Consider the following 12,439-nt stretch of genomic DNA (forward strand, 5'->3'; position numbering starts at 1 on the left):
TGGGGCAAGAGGTGGGGGTTGGCGCGGGCGAAGCGTTCCACGCCCCTCAGGGAGTCCACGCGGGAAAGAAAAGCCACCAGGATGAGGGCCAGGAGGCCCCAAAGGGGGTACTGCCGGTTGCGGGCCCGGGGGTCGGGGATCTGGGACAGGGCTTCGCGCAGGGTCATGCCCCCTCTTTACTCCAGGAGCCGCATATAGGTCAAGTCTGCCCGCGAGGAAGTGCTTAAGGAGGCCTCGAGGCGGGTGGCAGAGCTCCTCAAGGGAAGGCGCTACCGCCTTTACCTTTTCGGCTCCCGGGCCCGGAAAGAGGCCAGCCCCCGCTCGGATTACGACCTGGCCCTCTGGGCCGACCCGCCCCTGGACCTGGCCACCCTGGCCCGCATCCGGGAGGCTTTGGAAGAGCTTCCCATCCTGCAAAGGATAGACCTGGTGGAGCTCTCCTGGGCCCCAGGGCTTAAGAAAACCGTGGAGGAGGAGGGGATCCTGATTGCAGAAGGAGAGGTTTAGGCAGCGCCTGCACCTTTTCCGCCGGCTTTTGCTGAGGCTGGAGGAGGTGGAAGGAGGAGACACCTAGGCCCACTAGGTTCTCCAAACCTCCAGGCCTCAACCCGCTCCCACCGGGCTTAAAAGGGGCCTTTCCCCCTTCTGCCCTGCCCTGCCTCCCACCACCCTAAGGCCCAAAGGCTCCACTCGGGCCCGGTAAAGGCGAGTCTCAGGAAGAAGCTCCCCGTCCGCATGGGCGGGGACAGGATGGGCGAACTCCACCACCACCTCCCGGCCCGCAAAGGCCACCACCTGGGGATGGGAAAGATGCCTGCCCAAAAGGAGCCGGGGCAGGATGAAGACCACCCCGGGCCGGGTGAAGGAACGGGCCAGGATCACGGAGAGAACGCCATCCCGGGGGTCGGCCATGGGGGCGATGGGGATACCTCCCCCGTAGGCAGGTCCGTTCATCACCGCCACCAGGAGAAGAGGCCCCCGGTGCACCTCCTCCCCCTCCACCACCACCCGCCCCTCGGGCAGGCGAAGCTCCTTAAGCACCCCGAAGAGGGCGTAAAGGTAACGGGGCATGCCCCGGAGGAAAGAGGGAGCGGTGAGGGCCTTCTTGGCCACCAGGGCATCGAAGCCGATGCCCAGGGAGGCCCCAAAGGGCTCGCCGTTCACCCAGCAGAGGTCTATGGCCTCCTCCTGGGCAAAGAGGGCCAGTTCCAGGGCCTCCCTCCAGGGAAGCTCCCTCAGGCCCAGCATGCGGGCGAAGTCGTTGCCGCTACCGATGGGCACCACCCCCAGGACCTTTTCCGTGCCCGCCAGGCCCTTCAACACCTCGTGCACCGTGCCATCCCCTCCCACGGCCACCACCCTAGCCCCTTCGGGGGCATTCCGGGAAAGCTCTGTGGCGTGGCCCGGGCCCTCGGTGAGGAAGGCCTTCGCTCCTTTTTCCCGGGCAGCCTTGAGGATGAACCCGGAAAGCCTCCCTACCTTTCCCCGTCCCGCCGCCGGGTTAACAATGACCCACCTTTCCACCCCCGTATTCTAGGGCCATGGGTCTCCTCGGCCACTTCCTCAAGGGGCCCCACCCCAAAACCACCCTGCTCCTCACCCGCGCCGGGCCGGTGGAAAACCCCGAACACGTCCTTTACAGCCATCCGGGCCTTCCCCTTTCGGAACAGGGCAGGCAAGCCCTCCGCTCCCTGGCCAGGCTAGCCCAGCGCTACCCCGTGGCCTGGGTCTACGCCGCCGACAGCCTGGCCGAGGCCGAGGCGGCCGGGCTTCTTGCGGAAGCCCTCGGGGTGCCTTTTACCCTCCTCCCGGAACTGAGGGAGCGAAGCTGGGGGGAATGGGAAGGGCTGAGCTTCGTCGAGGTACGGGAGCGGTATCCCCAGGAGGTGGCCGCCTGGCTGGAGGACGAGGCCAGCTTTACCCCTCCGGGTGGGGAAAGCTTGAGGAAGGCCTGGGAAAGAGGGCGGGAAGCGATCAGGACCCTCCTTGGAAAGCATCGAGGCCAGGCCCTGTTGGTGGTGGGGAACTGCACCTTAAACCGCGCCGCCTTGAGCCTGGCCCTACCCCTTCCCGTGGAAGAAGGTCTCAGGGTGGAACAGGACTACGCCCGGCTTTCCGTGGTGGAGTTCTACGGGGAGGAAGGGGTGGTGAAGGCCCTCAACCTGGGTCAGCTTGAGGAACAAGCTTGACATTTGTCCCTGGTTCCGTCCCGGGCAACGGGGAGTAGACTAGAAGCATGATCCGGCCCGTGGCCCGCCAGGATCTTCCCGGGCTCCTAAAGCTCCTCCGCTGGATGGACGAAAGCCCCAAGCGGGGGGTCCTGGCCCCGGAGGCCCGGGACCTCGAGGGCCTGGCCGAGGAGCTGGAGGACGGCCTGGTCCTCTTGCGGGATGGGGAGGTGGCGGGGTACGTGGGCCTTTATGCCTTTTGGGATGGAGCGGCCCTCGAGGGACCCCTGGCCTACCGGGAGGAGGACCTTCCCCCCCTTCTTCAGGCCGCGGAAAAGCGGGCCAGTGAGCTTCACCTGGACCGGCTTTACGCCTTCCCCCGCGAGGAAAACCACACCCTGCGCCAGGTGCTGGAGGAGGCCGACTTCGGCCTTTTGCACCTCACCTACTTCTTCGTGAAAAACCCGGAGGGCCTGGACTACCCACCCCCTGAGGGCGTGGTCATTCGAAAGGGTTTCCCGGGCCCCGGGGTTTACCGGGAGCTTTACCGGGAAAGCGAGGAGGGCTGGGCCCTGCGCCTCAAATGGACGGACGAGGAGCTTTGGGAACACTTCCAGGATCCCCATGTCCACCTCCTGGTGGCCTACCGGGGGGACGAACCCGTGGGCCTGGCCGAGGTGGAGCTGGAGGATCGGGAGGCCAGCGTGGCCTATATCGGCGTGGTGCCCAAGGCCCGGGGCCAGGGCATCGGGCGGGCCCTCTTGGCGGAAGCGGCGAAGCTGGCGCAGAAGAAAGGCGCCACCCTCCTCAGGGTCCGGGCCCACGACCACGAGACCGGGGCCCTGGAGCTTTACCGTAACCTGGGCTTCAGCCTCGAGGAGGCGGTGGCCACCTACGCCAAGGAACTCAGGGCCAGGCGGTAGGTCCCTGCATGGGCCTCCACGGTGAGCCGGGGATCGCGGTTGTACCCCCCACCCATCACCACCACCAGGGGTACCCCCAAGGCCTTTACCATGCGAAAAACCCGTTCATCCCGCTTCCGGACCCCCTCGAGGCTCAGGCCCAGGCGGCCAAACCGATCCCCCTTTAGCACGTCCACCCCGGCGTTGTAGAAGACCAGCTCGGGCCGGAAAGCCTGGGCTATTTCCAACGCCTCATCCAGGGCATAGAGGTAGGCCTCGTCCCCCACGCCGTCGGGAAGCCCCACATCCAGGTCGCTCCTCTCCTTCCTTAAGGGATAGTTCCGCTCCCCGTGGAGGGAAAGGGTGAAAACGGTGGGGTCTTTCTGGAAAAAGACCGCGGTGCCGTTGCCCTGATGGGCGTCCAGGTCCACCACCAAAACCCGGCCCCGGAAGCCCTCCCGCCTGAGCCAGGCCACGGCCACCGCCACATCGTTGAAAAGGCTATACCCCTCGGCCCGGTCGGGGTAGGCATGGTGGGTGCCCCCGGAGAGGTTCAGGCCGAGGCCCAGCTCCAGGGCATCCCTGGCGGCGGCCAGTGTTCCTCCCGCCGCAAAGAGGGCACGCCTGAGGAGGCTTGGGCTAAAGGGCAGGCCCAGGCGCAAGGACTCCTGGCGGGAAAGCCCCTCGGTAAAAAGCTTTTCCACATACTCCGGGCGGTGGGCCAGATGAAGGGCTTCCCGGTGCACTTCGGGGGCAGGCAGGATGGGAAGGAGTTCCTTCAAGGCCTCCGCCACCCCCTGGTACTTGTAGAGGGGGAAGGGATGGCCCTGGGGGAGGTCCACCCTTAAGTGGGCGGTGGTATAGGCCCGCACGCCTCCATCATGCCCCATGAAGCTGCCGGTAGGCCTCATAGGCCGCCACCCCCACGGCCACCGCCAGGTTCAAGGAGCGAACCAGCCCCGGCATGGGGATGTACACCCTGGGGAAAAGAGTCAGGACCTCTGGGGGAAGTCCCCGGGTTTCGGGGCCAAAGAGGAGGTAGTCCCCAGGCTGGAAGCTCACCCTATAGAGGGAGGTATCCCCCCGGGCGCTAAAGGCCCAGACCCGGGCACCCGGGGGCAGGCTTTGCCAGAAGGCCTCCCAGGTATCGTGGAGGCGCAGGTCCACGTGGGGCCAGTAGTCCAGGCCCGCCCGCTTAAGCCGAGGGTCGCCTAGGCGGAAGCCCAAGGGGCGGATAAGGTGCAGGGGCCAGCCCAAGGCAGCAGCGGTGCGGGCGATGTTCCCGGTATTCTGTGGGATCTCCGGCTGGAAAAGGACCAGGTGAAGCATGGCCTAGACCCGCCTCCGGTAACGGGTAGCGGCTCCCCGGCCCATCCGCTCCACCTTGCCTTCCCGGATAAGCCGGTTCAGCAAGGCCAGGGTTGCCCTGGGGGTAAGCCCCAGCTGGGCTTCCACCTCCCGTCGGGAAAGGGGATTGGCCAGGAGGCCCAAGGCCCTTTCCCCCAAAGGATCGCGCCGCACCAGGTGGTACCTTCCCCCTTCCTTGCGCAAAAGGCCCATGCGCTCCATCCGGGTGAGGACCTTGCGGGCAGCCTCCAAAGGAAGCTGTAGGGCCCGGGCCAGCTCCTCGAGGGTGGCCTCCCCCACCCTCCGCAGGTGGCCCACGGCGATGAAGTGGTCCAGGCTGAAGCCACCCAGGCGCTCCTGGGCCTCCGCCAGCTCCCGCACGAAGGCCTCGTCCAGCTCCGGGTTGTAGAGGACCAGGGTGAGGGCCTCGGGGAAAAGGTGGTACTCCGGGGGCTCCTTGCCGTACTTGAGGAGGAGGCGGTACATCTTGTCCACCCCGCTTCCCGCCCGCTCCACGTAGCCAAGCCGGTAGAGGGCCTCGGCCAGACGGGGATTCCGCCTTTTGGGGGGATGGCGGAGGATGTTCTCCGGGGTGATACCGGGAGGGAAGCTTCCCGGGTTGGAAACCTCCAGGCGATCCGGGTAGTGGTGCACCTGGATGGCATCCGGGCTTTGCCAGTCCCGGTGGACCAAGGCATTTAAGAGGGCCTCCCGGTAGACTTCCTGGTCAAAGTCCCAGACCTCGAGGCGGAACAGGCCCACCGTGAGGTAGCGCACCCGGTTCCTGGCCTGGATTAGGTCCCTAAGCCGCTCCAAAAGAGCGGGGATGGAGCGCAGGATGTCCTCCCTGAAGGCGTAGCCCTCCGGGCCCTCAAGGTAGCCATCCGGCTGACCGTGGAAGTAGTAGCTCACCTCCGCCTGGGGAAGAAGCCGCTTCAGGGCCAAGGGGGTTCCTGCCAGAAGGAGGCCCGCCACCGTGGGCTTGTCCTGTCCCTCCACCCGCTCCAAAAGCCCCAGGGCGAAGAGGAGTTCCAGGTCCGGCAAGGCCGCCAGGTTGCTTCCCCGCTCCTCCAGGATGCGCCTAAGGCGCAGAACCTCCACCGGGTCCAGGTCGGAAAGGCTGGCCGCCGGCAGCACCTGGGCGGTGAAGTCGGGCTCCGGCAGGGCCTGGCCCATCCTCAGCTCCGTGAGCCTCTTACCGTCCCAAAAGGGCACCCTCCCTGCCCCCACGGCGATGGCCGCCGGGCTCTGCGGTACATGAAGGGCCAAAACCCGGCCCATAGGCCCCTCGATCACCTCCACATAGGGCAGGAGAAGCCCCTGGGTGAGCTGGAAAAGGGCATGGGTGATCTGCAAGGGGTGGATCTCCGAGGCTCCCACCACCCGTCCCTCCCCATCCACCCCCAGGAAGAGAATCCCGCCCCGGTGGTTGGCTAGACCTGCAGCGTAGCGGGCCAGCTCCTCCGGGGAAAGGTCCGGGGGCAGGAAGAGGGTGCGCTCGTCCTGTCCCAAAGAAAGCCGCTCCAAGAGTTCTTCCCACGTCACGGGCCTCAGTTTAAGGGGAGAGGCCCGGGGCCGACGGGGTGGTATCTTGAGAATGTTGTTCAGGGTTAGGCGCACATCTGCACACTTTTGCACTGACACTTTGCACCGTAGTCAGTCCTGATTAGCTATATGTCTCGCTACTCTTTGTCAAGTGTCAAGCTACTGCTTGACATTATGCACACCCGGTGCTACCCTCAGCCCTAAGGGGGTGACGGACCATGCGGAAGACCCTATTTATAGCGGCAAGCGGGCTTTCAGGACTGGCCTTGGCAGAAGGGGTGGACGGGGCAGCCACGGCCTGGATGCTGGTTTCCACGGCCCTGGTGCTCCTCATGACCCCGGCTTTGGCCTTCTTCTACGGCGGCCTGGTGCGGAGCAAGAACGCCTTGAACACCATGATGATGAGCTTCGCCGCCTTGGGCTTCGTGGGGGTGGGCTGGGCCCTTCTCGGCTACAGCCTGGCGTTTGCCGAGGGCAGTCCCTGGCTGGGAGGCCTGGGCCACGCCCTTCTGAAGGGAGTGGGCCTCGAGGCCAAGGGGGAGATCCCCCATCTCCTCTTCATGGCCTTCCAGGGCACCTTTGCCATCATCACCGCCGCCCTCCTCACGGGGGGCATGGTGGAAAGGATGCGCTTTCCCGCCCTCCTTCTCTTCCTGAGCCTCTGGGGGCTATTGGTCTACGCCCCCCTGGCCCACTGGGTCTGGGGTGGAGGATTTTTGGGCACCTTAGGGGCCTTGGACTTCGCCGGGGGCACGGTGGTGCACATCAACGCCGGCATCGCCGCCCTGGTGGGGGCCCTGGTCCTGGGGGCCCGGAAGGACTACGGCCGCCAGGCCATCCTTCCCCATAACGTGCCTTTTGCGCTTCTGGGGGCGGCCCTTCTCTGGTTCGGCTGGTTCGGGTTCAACGGGGGAAGCGCCCTGAGCTCCGGAGCCCTGGCCAGCCTGGCCTTTGTGAACACCCTCCTCGCCCCTGCGGCCACCCTCACCGCCTGGGCTCTTCTGGACCTCCTGCGCACCGGCAAGGTCACGGCGGTGGGCCTGGCCACCGCCATCGTGGTGGGCCTGGTGGCCATCACCCCGGCAGCGGGGTTCGTATCCCCCCTGTCCGCCCTGGTGCTGGGGGCGGTGAGCGCCTTCCCCAGCTATTTCTTCCTGCTCTGGCGGCCCAGGACCCGGCTGGACGACTCCCTGGACGTGTTCGGCGCCCACGGGATTGCGGGCATCACCGGCGCCCTCCTCACCGGCCTTCTGGCGGAGAAGGCCTGGAACGGGGTGGCGGACGGCTTCCTCTTCGGCAACCCCATGCAGCTCGCCATCCAGGCCCTGGCGGTGGGGGTGGCGGTGGCCTACTCCGCCCTCGGCACCTTCCTCCTCCTGAAGCTTGTGGGCCTTCTCACCCCCTTGCGGGCCAGCCCCAAGGAGGAAGGGCTGGGCCTGGACGTGACCCAGCACGGGGAGGAAGCCTACGTGGAAGGCGAAGGAGCCATCCTGGTGCTCTCCGAGGCCACCCCCCCTGCCCTCAAGCCCGCTGGAGGTAAGGCATGAAGCTCATCGTGGCCATCATCCGGCCGGAGAAGCTCCAGGACGTGCTGGAGGCCCTCTTCAGGGCGGAGGTGCGGGGGCTGTCCATCAGCAGGGTCCAGGGGCACGGAGGGGAGACGGAAAGGGTGGAAACCTACCGGGGCACCACGGTGAAGATGGCCCTGCACGAAAAGGTACGCCTGGAGATCGGGGTGTCCGAGCCCTTCGTTCGGCCCACGGTGGAGGCCATCCTCAAAGCCGCCCGCACCGGGGAGGTGGGGGACGGAAAGATCTTCGTTTTGCCGGTGGAGAAGGTCTACCGGATCCGCACCGGGGAGGAGGACCAGGCCGCCGTGACCCCGGTACAATAAGGATGTGACGGCCAGGCAGCGGGCCATCCTTCACCTCCTGGTGGAGGAGTACATCAGGACCAAAGCCCCTGTGCCCTCGGCGAGGCTGGCCGAGGGCCTGGGGCTTTCCCCTGCCCTGGCCCGGTACGAGCTCATCGCCCTCGAGGAGATGGGCTACCTCTCCAAACCCCACGCCTCCGCCGGAAGGGTCCCCACCCGGCAGGCCTTCCGCCAGTACTCCCTTTCCCTCCTCCCCCCAAAACCCCTTCCCGAGGCCACCCAGGAGCGGCTCCAGCGGGCACTGGAGGGGGCCAGGGAACCCGAGGCCTTCTTGGTGAAGATGGCGGTGGGGCTTTCCGGGTACCCTGCCCTTTTGCGCTTGAGGCCCAGGAACTCCCCCAAGGTGCTCCAGGTCCACCTCTCCCCCCTGCCGGAAGGAACCCTAGCGGTTTTCGTCCTGGAAGGGGGAAGGGTGAAGGAGGCCCGCCTTCCCCTCAGCCTTCCCACAGAGCGCCTAAGGAAGGCGGAGGAAGCCCTCTCTGGACCCTTTGCCGTCCTGCCCCCGGCTCCCAGGGGCCTGGAGGAGCTTTTCGCCCATCTCTCCCGGGCCCTTTCCGCAGGCCTTTCCCTCGTCTACCGCGAGGGATTGGCCGAGGCCTTGAAGGAACCGGAGGCCAAGGATCCCGGCTTTCTGGAGCGCCTGGTGGCCCTTTACGAGGCCGGAGGGGACGAGGCAGTCCTGACCCCTCCCGGCCGGGTGGACGTGCGGGTGGGGGAGGTGGAGGGCCTTTCCCAGGTGCAGGCGGGCTTCGCCCGGGGGGAGTGGCTGGGGGAGCTGGTGCTCCTGGGGCCCATGCGCATGCGCTACCTCGAGGCCCTCTCCGTGGCCTCGAGCCTCAGCCGGGTCTATACTGGGCAGCATGCGGGTTGAAGTGCGGCTCTTCGCCCTTTACCGGGAACAGGCGGGCACGGACCGCCTCTTCCTGGAGCTTCCCGAAGGAGCCCGGGTACTGCACGCTAAAGAAGCCCTGGAGAAGCGTTTTCCCGGCCTAAGGCTGGAGGGCGGCATGGCAGCGGTAAACCAGGCCCTGGCCCAGGGGGAAACCCCCCTAAAGGAGGGGGACGAGGTGGCCTTTCTGCCCCCGGTCTCGGGAGGGCAGGACTCCTACGGCCTCACCCATGAACCTTTGGACCTGAAGGCCCTGGTGGACTGGGCCACCGCCCCCGAGTACGGGGCGGTGGTGAGCTTCCTGGGAACCACCCGAAGCCCCAACCGGGGGGAGGAGGTGGCCTTCTTGGAGTACGAGGCCTATCCCGGCATGGCGGAAAAGGTCATGGCGGAGATCATCGGGGAGATGCGCTCCCGCTGGCCCCTGGGTCGGGTGGCCCTCTGGCACCGCCTGGGCCGGGTGAACCCCGGGGAGGCCTCCATCGCCATCGTGGTTTCAGCCCGGCACCGCCCCGAGGCCTTCGCCGCCTGCCAGTACGCCATCGACCGGGTAAAGCAGATCCTCCCCGTCTGGAAGAAGGAGCACCGGCCGGACGGCAGCTTCTGGGTGGAGGGCTTCTCCCCGGAGGACCACCGCCTCTAGGGCCCCCAGCCATGGCCTCCTTTTCCTTCCTCCTGGGCCTCCTCCTCCTGGTCCTCTGGGCCTTGCCCCTCCTTCTGGGCTTCCTCTCGGGCCGGGCCTACCGGCACGGGCGCAGGCGGGTGGGCCTGGGCCTCCTCCTCTTCGGGGGCTTCCTGGGGCTCCTGGCCCGGCCCAGGCCCTTGGGGCTTCTTCTTCTCCTCCTGGGGCTAGGTCTGGGTTACGGGCGGCTACGCTGAAAAACCCCGGCGAAAGCCTTACAATAGGACGATGACCGAGCGGTCCTTGCGCCCGCTAACGGAAGAGGAATACCTGGCCCTGGAAGAGGCTAGTCCCGTGCGCCACGAGCTGGTAGGGGGCATCCCCTATGCCATGGCCGGGGCCAGCCTGGACCCCAACCTCATCGTCACCAACCTGGTGGCCCTCTTAAAACCCTTGGCCCGGGCCCAAGGATGCCGGGTCTACAGCGAAACCGCCCGGCTCAAGGTTTCCGAGGATACCTTCTACTACCCAGATGTCATGGTGGTCTGCGGCCCCAAGGCCCATCCCCTCTACGAAACCGCCCCTTGCCTGGTGGTGGAGGTTCTCTCCCCCGGTACCGAGGCCCAGGACCAGCGGGGTCAGCGAAGCTATCTTGAAAAGCTTTCGCATTACCTTAGGCTCCCCAGTCTCCAGGCCTATCTCCTCCTGGAGGGGGCCAGGCCGGGAGGCGTCCTTTACCGCAAAACCCCTTCGGGCTTTCGGGAGGAAAGGCTGGAGGAACTCCTTATCCTCCCCTGCCCGGAGGGGACCTTGAAGCTTGAGGAAATCTACGAGGGCGTGGCATGAAACCCATCCTGGAACTCCTCCCCGAAGAGCTTCCCGGCGAGGGCTACCGCAAGGCCCAGATCGCCCACTGGCTCTACGCCCGGGGGGCCATGGACTTCTCCGAGATGACCGACCTGCCCAAGGGCCTCCGGGAAGCCCTGGCCGGGGAGTGGCGCATCTCCGAGTTCGCCCTGGTGGAGGCCTACCCGAGCCGGGATGGAAGCGTCAAGTACCTCTTCACCCTGCTGGACGGAAAGAAGACAGAAGCCGTCTACATGCCCTACGAGAACCGCAAGACCGTCTGCCTTTCCAGCATGGTGGGCTGCCCCGCAGGGTGCACCTTCTGCGCCACCGGGGCCTTGGGCTTTGGCCGCAACCTCACCGCGGCGGAGATCCTCTCCCAGCTCCTGGCCATCGCCCACCACCAGGGCATCTCCCCCAGGGATATCCGCAACGTGGTCCTCATGGGCATGGGGGAGCCCCTCCTGAACCTGGGCAACGTGCTTAAGGCCATCCGCACCATGCTCCATCCCAAGGGCCTGGCCATGAGCCCAAGGCGCATCACCCTCTCCACCGTGGGCATCCCCAAGGGCATCTACCGCCTGGCGGAGGAGGACCTTGGGGTGCGCCTCGCCCTTTCCCTCCATGCCCCCGACGACGAGACCCGCAGGAAGATCATCCCTACCGCCCACCGCTACTCCGTGGGGGAGATCCTCGAGGCGGTGCGCCACTACTACGCCAGGACCAAAAGGCGGGTCACCTTTGAGTACACCCTCCTGAAGGGTTTAAACGACCATCCCTGGCAGGCCCGGCTTCTCGCCAAGCTCCTTAAGGGCATAAGCGCCCACGTGAACCTGATTCCCTTTAACCCCTGGGAAGGCGCTCCCGTGGAAGGCACCCCTAAGGCGGGCATCCTGGCCTTCGCGGAGGAACTGAGGCGGCTCGGGATTCCCACCTCCATCCGCTTCAGCCGAGGGCAGGACGTGGGGGCAGCCTGCGGCCAGCTGGCCTTAAAGGCCCCCAAGGCCCTCACCTTCACACCGACTCTAGAAGGCGCCGGGCAATAATGAGCTTCAGGATCTCGCTGGTGCCCTCCCCGATGCGGGTCAGGCGGGCGTCGCGCCAGTAGCGCTCCACGGGGTAGTCCTTGATGTACCCGTACCCCCCCAGGACCTGGATAGCCTCGTCACAGGCCTTCACCGCCACCTCGCTGGCGAAGAGCTTAGCCTGGGCGGCCTCGAGGGTATAGGGTCTTCCCGCATCCTTAAGCTCCGCCGCCTTCAGGTAAAGAAGCCTTGCCGCCTCCAGCTCCGTGGCCGCCTCCGCCAGCTTGAAGGAAACCCCCTGGTATTCGGCAATGGGCCTGCCGAAGGCCTCCCTTTGCTTGGCGTAGCGGAGGGCGTAGTCCAAGGCCGCCCTTCCCAGGCCCACCGCCATGGCGGCGATGCCGATCCTGCCCCCATCCAGCACCTTGAGCACGTCGTAAAACCCCTTGCCCCTCTCCCCCAAAAGGCTGTCCTCGGGCACGAAGAGGTCCTCGAGGACCAGCTGGGCGGTGTCGGAGGCGTTCAGGCCCAGCTTCTCCTCCTTGCGGCCGATACGGAGGCCCTTTTCCGGGCGGAAAAAGGCGAAGGCGGAGATGCCCAGGTGCTTCCTCTCCGGGCTTGGAGCCGGGTCGGTGCGGGCCACGATCACGTACACCCCGGCCACGCTCCCCTGGGTGATGAACTGCTTGGTGCCATTGAGCACATATCCCCCGGACACCGGCTCGGCCCGGGTTTTAAGGGCAGCGGCATCCGAACCCGACCCCGGCTCCGTAAGCCCCCAGGCCCCCAGGGCCTCCCCCGAGGCCAGCTTGGGCAGGAAGGTTTCCTTCTGCCTTTCGTTCCCCGCAAGGAGGATGTGCCCCGTGGCCAAGGAGTTGTGGCTGGCCACGGTGAGGGCCAAGGCCCCGTCGTAATAGGCGATCTCCTCCACAATACGGGCGAAAAGCCGGCTTTTAAGCCCCGCCCCGCCATAGGCCTCGGGCACCGTGGCCCCGAAGACGCCGAAGTGGGCGAGCTTCCTCACCAGCTCAAAGGGAAAGGCCCCCGTGCGATCCCTCTCCGCCGCCCCCGGGGCCACCTCCGCCTTGAGAAACTCGCGGAAGGGCCCCAAGACCGCCCGCTCCTCCTGGCTTTCCTCAAACCAGAGCCCCATGGTGGGCAT

16 protein-coding genes are annotated in these 12,439 nt (G+C 66.4%); 10 read left to right on the plus strand and 6 right to left on the minus strand.

All coding sequences use genetic code 11. The annotated features are described in order from the left end of the window. The coding region (locus AC27GT_RS02075) for a transposase family protein (RefSeq protein WP_487223479.1) at positions 1–167 on the minus strand (167 nt) is incomplete at its 3' end. 52 nt (positions 168–219) lie between these two features. Here AC27GT_RS02075 and AC27GT_RS02080 point away from each other — a divergent pair. Beyond that, positions 220–507 (plus strand): nucleotidyltransferase family protein, encoded by a 288-nt coding sequence (locus AC27GT_RS02080; RefSeq protein ID WP_487223456.1) that lies wholly within the window; start codon positions 220–222, stop codon positions 505–507. A 96-nt stretch (positions 508–603) separates the two neighbouring features. On the opposite strand, the gene AC27GT_RS02085 is transcribed toward AC27GT_RS02080, so the two are convergent. Then, a complete protein-coding gene (locus AC27GT_RS02085) occupies positions 604–1,524 on the minus strand; it encodes a diacylglycerol/lipid kinase family protein (protein ID WP_487223457.1) in 921 nt (306 codons plus the stop codon). Positions 1,525–1,541: 17 nt separating this feature from the next. Between AC27GT_RS02085 and AC27GT_RS02090 the strand changes: the two genes are divergently transcribed. Continuing rightward, complete coding sequence (locus tag AC27GT_RS02090; protein WP_038029954.1) at positions 1,542–2,189, plus strand: histidine phosphatase family protein; 648 nt, start codon at positions 1,542–1,544, stop codon at positions 2,187–2,189. A 47-nt stretch (positions 2,190–2,236) separates the two neighbouring features. Next, a complete protein-coding gene (locus tag AC27GT_RS02095; RefSeq protein ID WP_038029956.1) occupies positions 2,237–3,091 on the plus strand; it encodes a GNAT family N-acetyltransferase in 855 nt (284 codons plus the stop codon). On the opposite strand, the gene AC27GT_RS02100 is transcribed toward AC27GT_RS02095, so the two are convergent. From AC27GT_RS02100 to AC27GT_RS02110, 3 genes are read right to left on the minus strand one after another with little or no spacing between them, the layout of a single operon-like run. After that, the gene (locus tag AC27GT_RS02100) at positions 3,061–3,942 is read right to left on the minus strand and encodes a histone deacetylase family protein (protein ID WP_038029983.1); all 882 of its coding nucleotides are present in this window, start codon (positions 3,940–3,942) and stop codon (positions 3,061–3,063) included. The genes AC27GT_RS02095 and AC27GT_RS02100 overlap by 31 nt on opposite strands. A gap of 7 nt (positions 3,943–3,949) precedes the next feature. Beyond that, entirely contained in the window at positions 3,950–4,399 is a 450-nt protein-coding gene (locus AC27GT_RS02105; RefSeq protein ID WP_038029957.1) for a tRNA (cytidine(34)-2'-O)-methyltransferase, read from the minus strand. Between the two features lie 3 nt (positions 4,400–4,402). Beyond that, positions 4,403–5,962: an ATP-binding protein gene (locus AC27GT_RS02110; RefSeq protein WP_038029959.1), complete on the minus strand. Its 1,560-nt coding sequence runs from the start codon at positions 5,960–5,962 to the stop codon at positions 4,403–4,405. Between the two features lie 218 nt (positions 5,963–6,180). Here AC27GT_RS02110 and AC27GT_RS02115 point away from each other — a divergent pair, with 218 nt between their 5' ends. The 7 genes from AC27GT_RS02115 to rlmN are packed head-to-tail and all read left to right on the plus strand — an operon-like array spanning position 6,181 to position 11,298. Continuing rightward, the gene (locus AC27GT_RS02115; RefSeq protein WP_038029961.1) at positions 6,181–7,509 is read left to right on the plus strand and encodes an ammonium transporter; all 1,329 of its coding nucleotides are present in this window, start codon (positions 6,181–6,183) and stop codon (positions 7,507–7,509) included. Continuing rightward, on the plus strand, positions 7,506–7,856 hold the full coding sequence (locus AC27GT_RS02120) for a P-II family nitrogen regulator (protein WP_038029963.1): 351 nt from the start codon (positions 7,506–7,508) through the stop codon (positions 7,854–7,856). Before AC27GT_RS02115 ends, AC27GT_RS02120 begins: the two co-directional genes overlap by 4 nt. A gap of 4 nt (positions 7,857–7,860) precedes the next feature. Next, positions 7,861–8,766, plus strand: a complete 906-nt coding sequence (locus tag AC27GT_RS02125) for an HrcA family transcriptional regulator (RefSeq protein WP_038029965.1) — start codon at positions 7,861–7,863, stop codon at positions 8,764–8,766. Further along, entirely contained in the window at positions 8,756–9,427 is a 672-nt protein-coding gene (locus AC27GT_RS02130) for a molybdenum cofactor biosynthesis protein (RefSeq protein WP_038029967.1), read from the plus strand. The genes AC27GT_RS02125 and AC27GT_RS02130 overlap by 11 nt, the downstream gene beginning before the upstream one ends. 11 nt (positions 9,428–9,438) lie before the next feature. Further along, on the plus strand, positions 9,439–9,663 hold the full coding sequence (locus AC27GT_RS02135) for a hypothetical protein (protein ID WP_028493693.1): 225 nt from the start codon (positions 9,439–9,441) through the stop codon (positions 9,661–9,663). 31 nt (positions 9,664–9,694) lie between these two features. Beyond that, the gene (locus AC27GT_RS02140) at positions 9,695–10,252 is read left to right on the plus strand and encodes a Uma2 family endonuclease (RefSeq protein ID WP_487223458.1); all 558 of its coding nucleotides are present in this window, start codon (positions 9,695–9,697) and stop codon (positions 10,250–10,252) included. Next, positions 10,249–11,298, plus strand: coding sequence for a dual-specificity RNA methyltransferase RlmN (rlmN, locus tag AC27GT_RS02145; protein ID WP_038070728.1), 1,050 nt, complete (start codon positions 10,249–10,251; stop codon positions 11,296–11,298). Before AC27GT_RS02140 ends, rlmN begins: the two co-directional genes overlap by 4 nt. Here the strand turns inward: rlmN and AC27GT_RS02150 are convergent. Beyond that, a complete protein-coding gene (locus AC27GT_RS02150) occupies positions 11,267–12,430 on the minus strand; it encodes an acyl-CoA dehydrogenase family protein (RefSeq protein ID WP_487223459.1) in 1,164 nt (387 codons plus the stop codon). The genes rlmN and AC27GT_RS02150 overlap by 32 nt on opposite strands. Between the last annotated feature and the right edge of the window lie 9 nt (positions 12,431–12,439).

This window comes from Thermus sp. KWY1 (assembly GCF_057547025.1).

What these genes read in the sequence shown, in the direction of transcription:
- AC27GT_RS02105 (WP_038029957.1), bottom strand. Translation starts at nt 4,399, where the DNA reads ATGCTTCACCTGGTCCTTTTCCAGCCGGAGATCCCACAGAATACCGGG.
- AC27GT_RS02095 (WP_038029956.1), top strand. Translation starts at nt 2,237, where the DNA reads ATGATCCGGCCCGTGGCCCGCCAGGATCTTCCCGGGCTCCTAAAGCTC.
- AC27GT_RS02150 (WP_487223459.1), bottom strand. Translation starts at nt 12,430, where the DNA reads ATGGGGCTCTGGTTTGAGGAAAGCCAGGAGGAGCGGGCGGTCTTGGGG.
- AC27GT_RS02115 (WP_038029961.1), top strand. Translation starts at nt 6,181, where the DNA reads ATGCGGAAGACCCTATTTATAGCGGCAAGCGGGCTTTCAGGACTGGCC.
- AC27GT_RS02090 (WP_038029954.1), top strand. Translation starts at nt 1,542, where the DNA reads ATGGGTCTCCTCGGCCACTTCCTCAAGGGGCCCCACCCCAAAACCACC.
- AC27GT_RS02140 (WP_487223458.1), top strand. Translation starts at nt 9,695, where the DNA reads ATGACCGAGCGGTCCTTGCGCCCGCTAACGGAAGAGGAATACCTGGCC.
- AC27GT_RS02135 (WP_028493693.1), top strand. Translation starts at nt 9,439, where the DNA reads ATGGCCTCCTTTTCCTTCCTCCTGGGCCTCCTCCTCCTGGTCCTCTGG.
- AC27GT_RS02120 (WP_038029963.1), top strand. Translation starts at nt 7,506, where the DNA reads ATGAAGCTCATCGTGGCCATCATCCGGCCGGAGAAGCTCCAGGACGTG.
- AC27GT_RS02130 (WP_038029967.1), top strand. Translation starts at nt 8,756, where the DNA reads ATGCGGGTTGAAGTGCGGCTCTTCGCCCTTTACCGGGAACAGGCGGGC.
- rlmN (WP_038070728.1), top strand. Translation starts at nt 10,249, where the DNA reads ATGAAACCCATCCTGGAACTCCTCCCCGAAGAGCTTCCCGGCGAGGGC.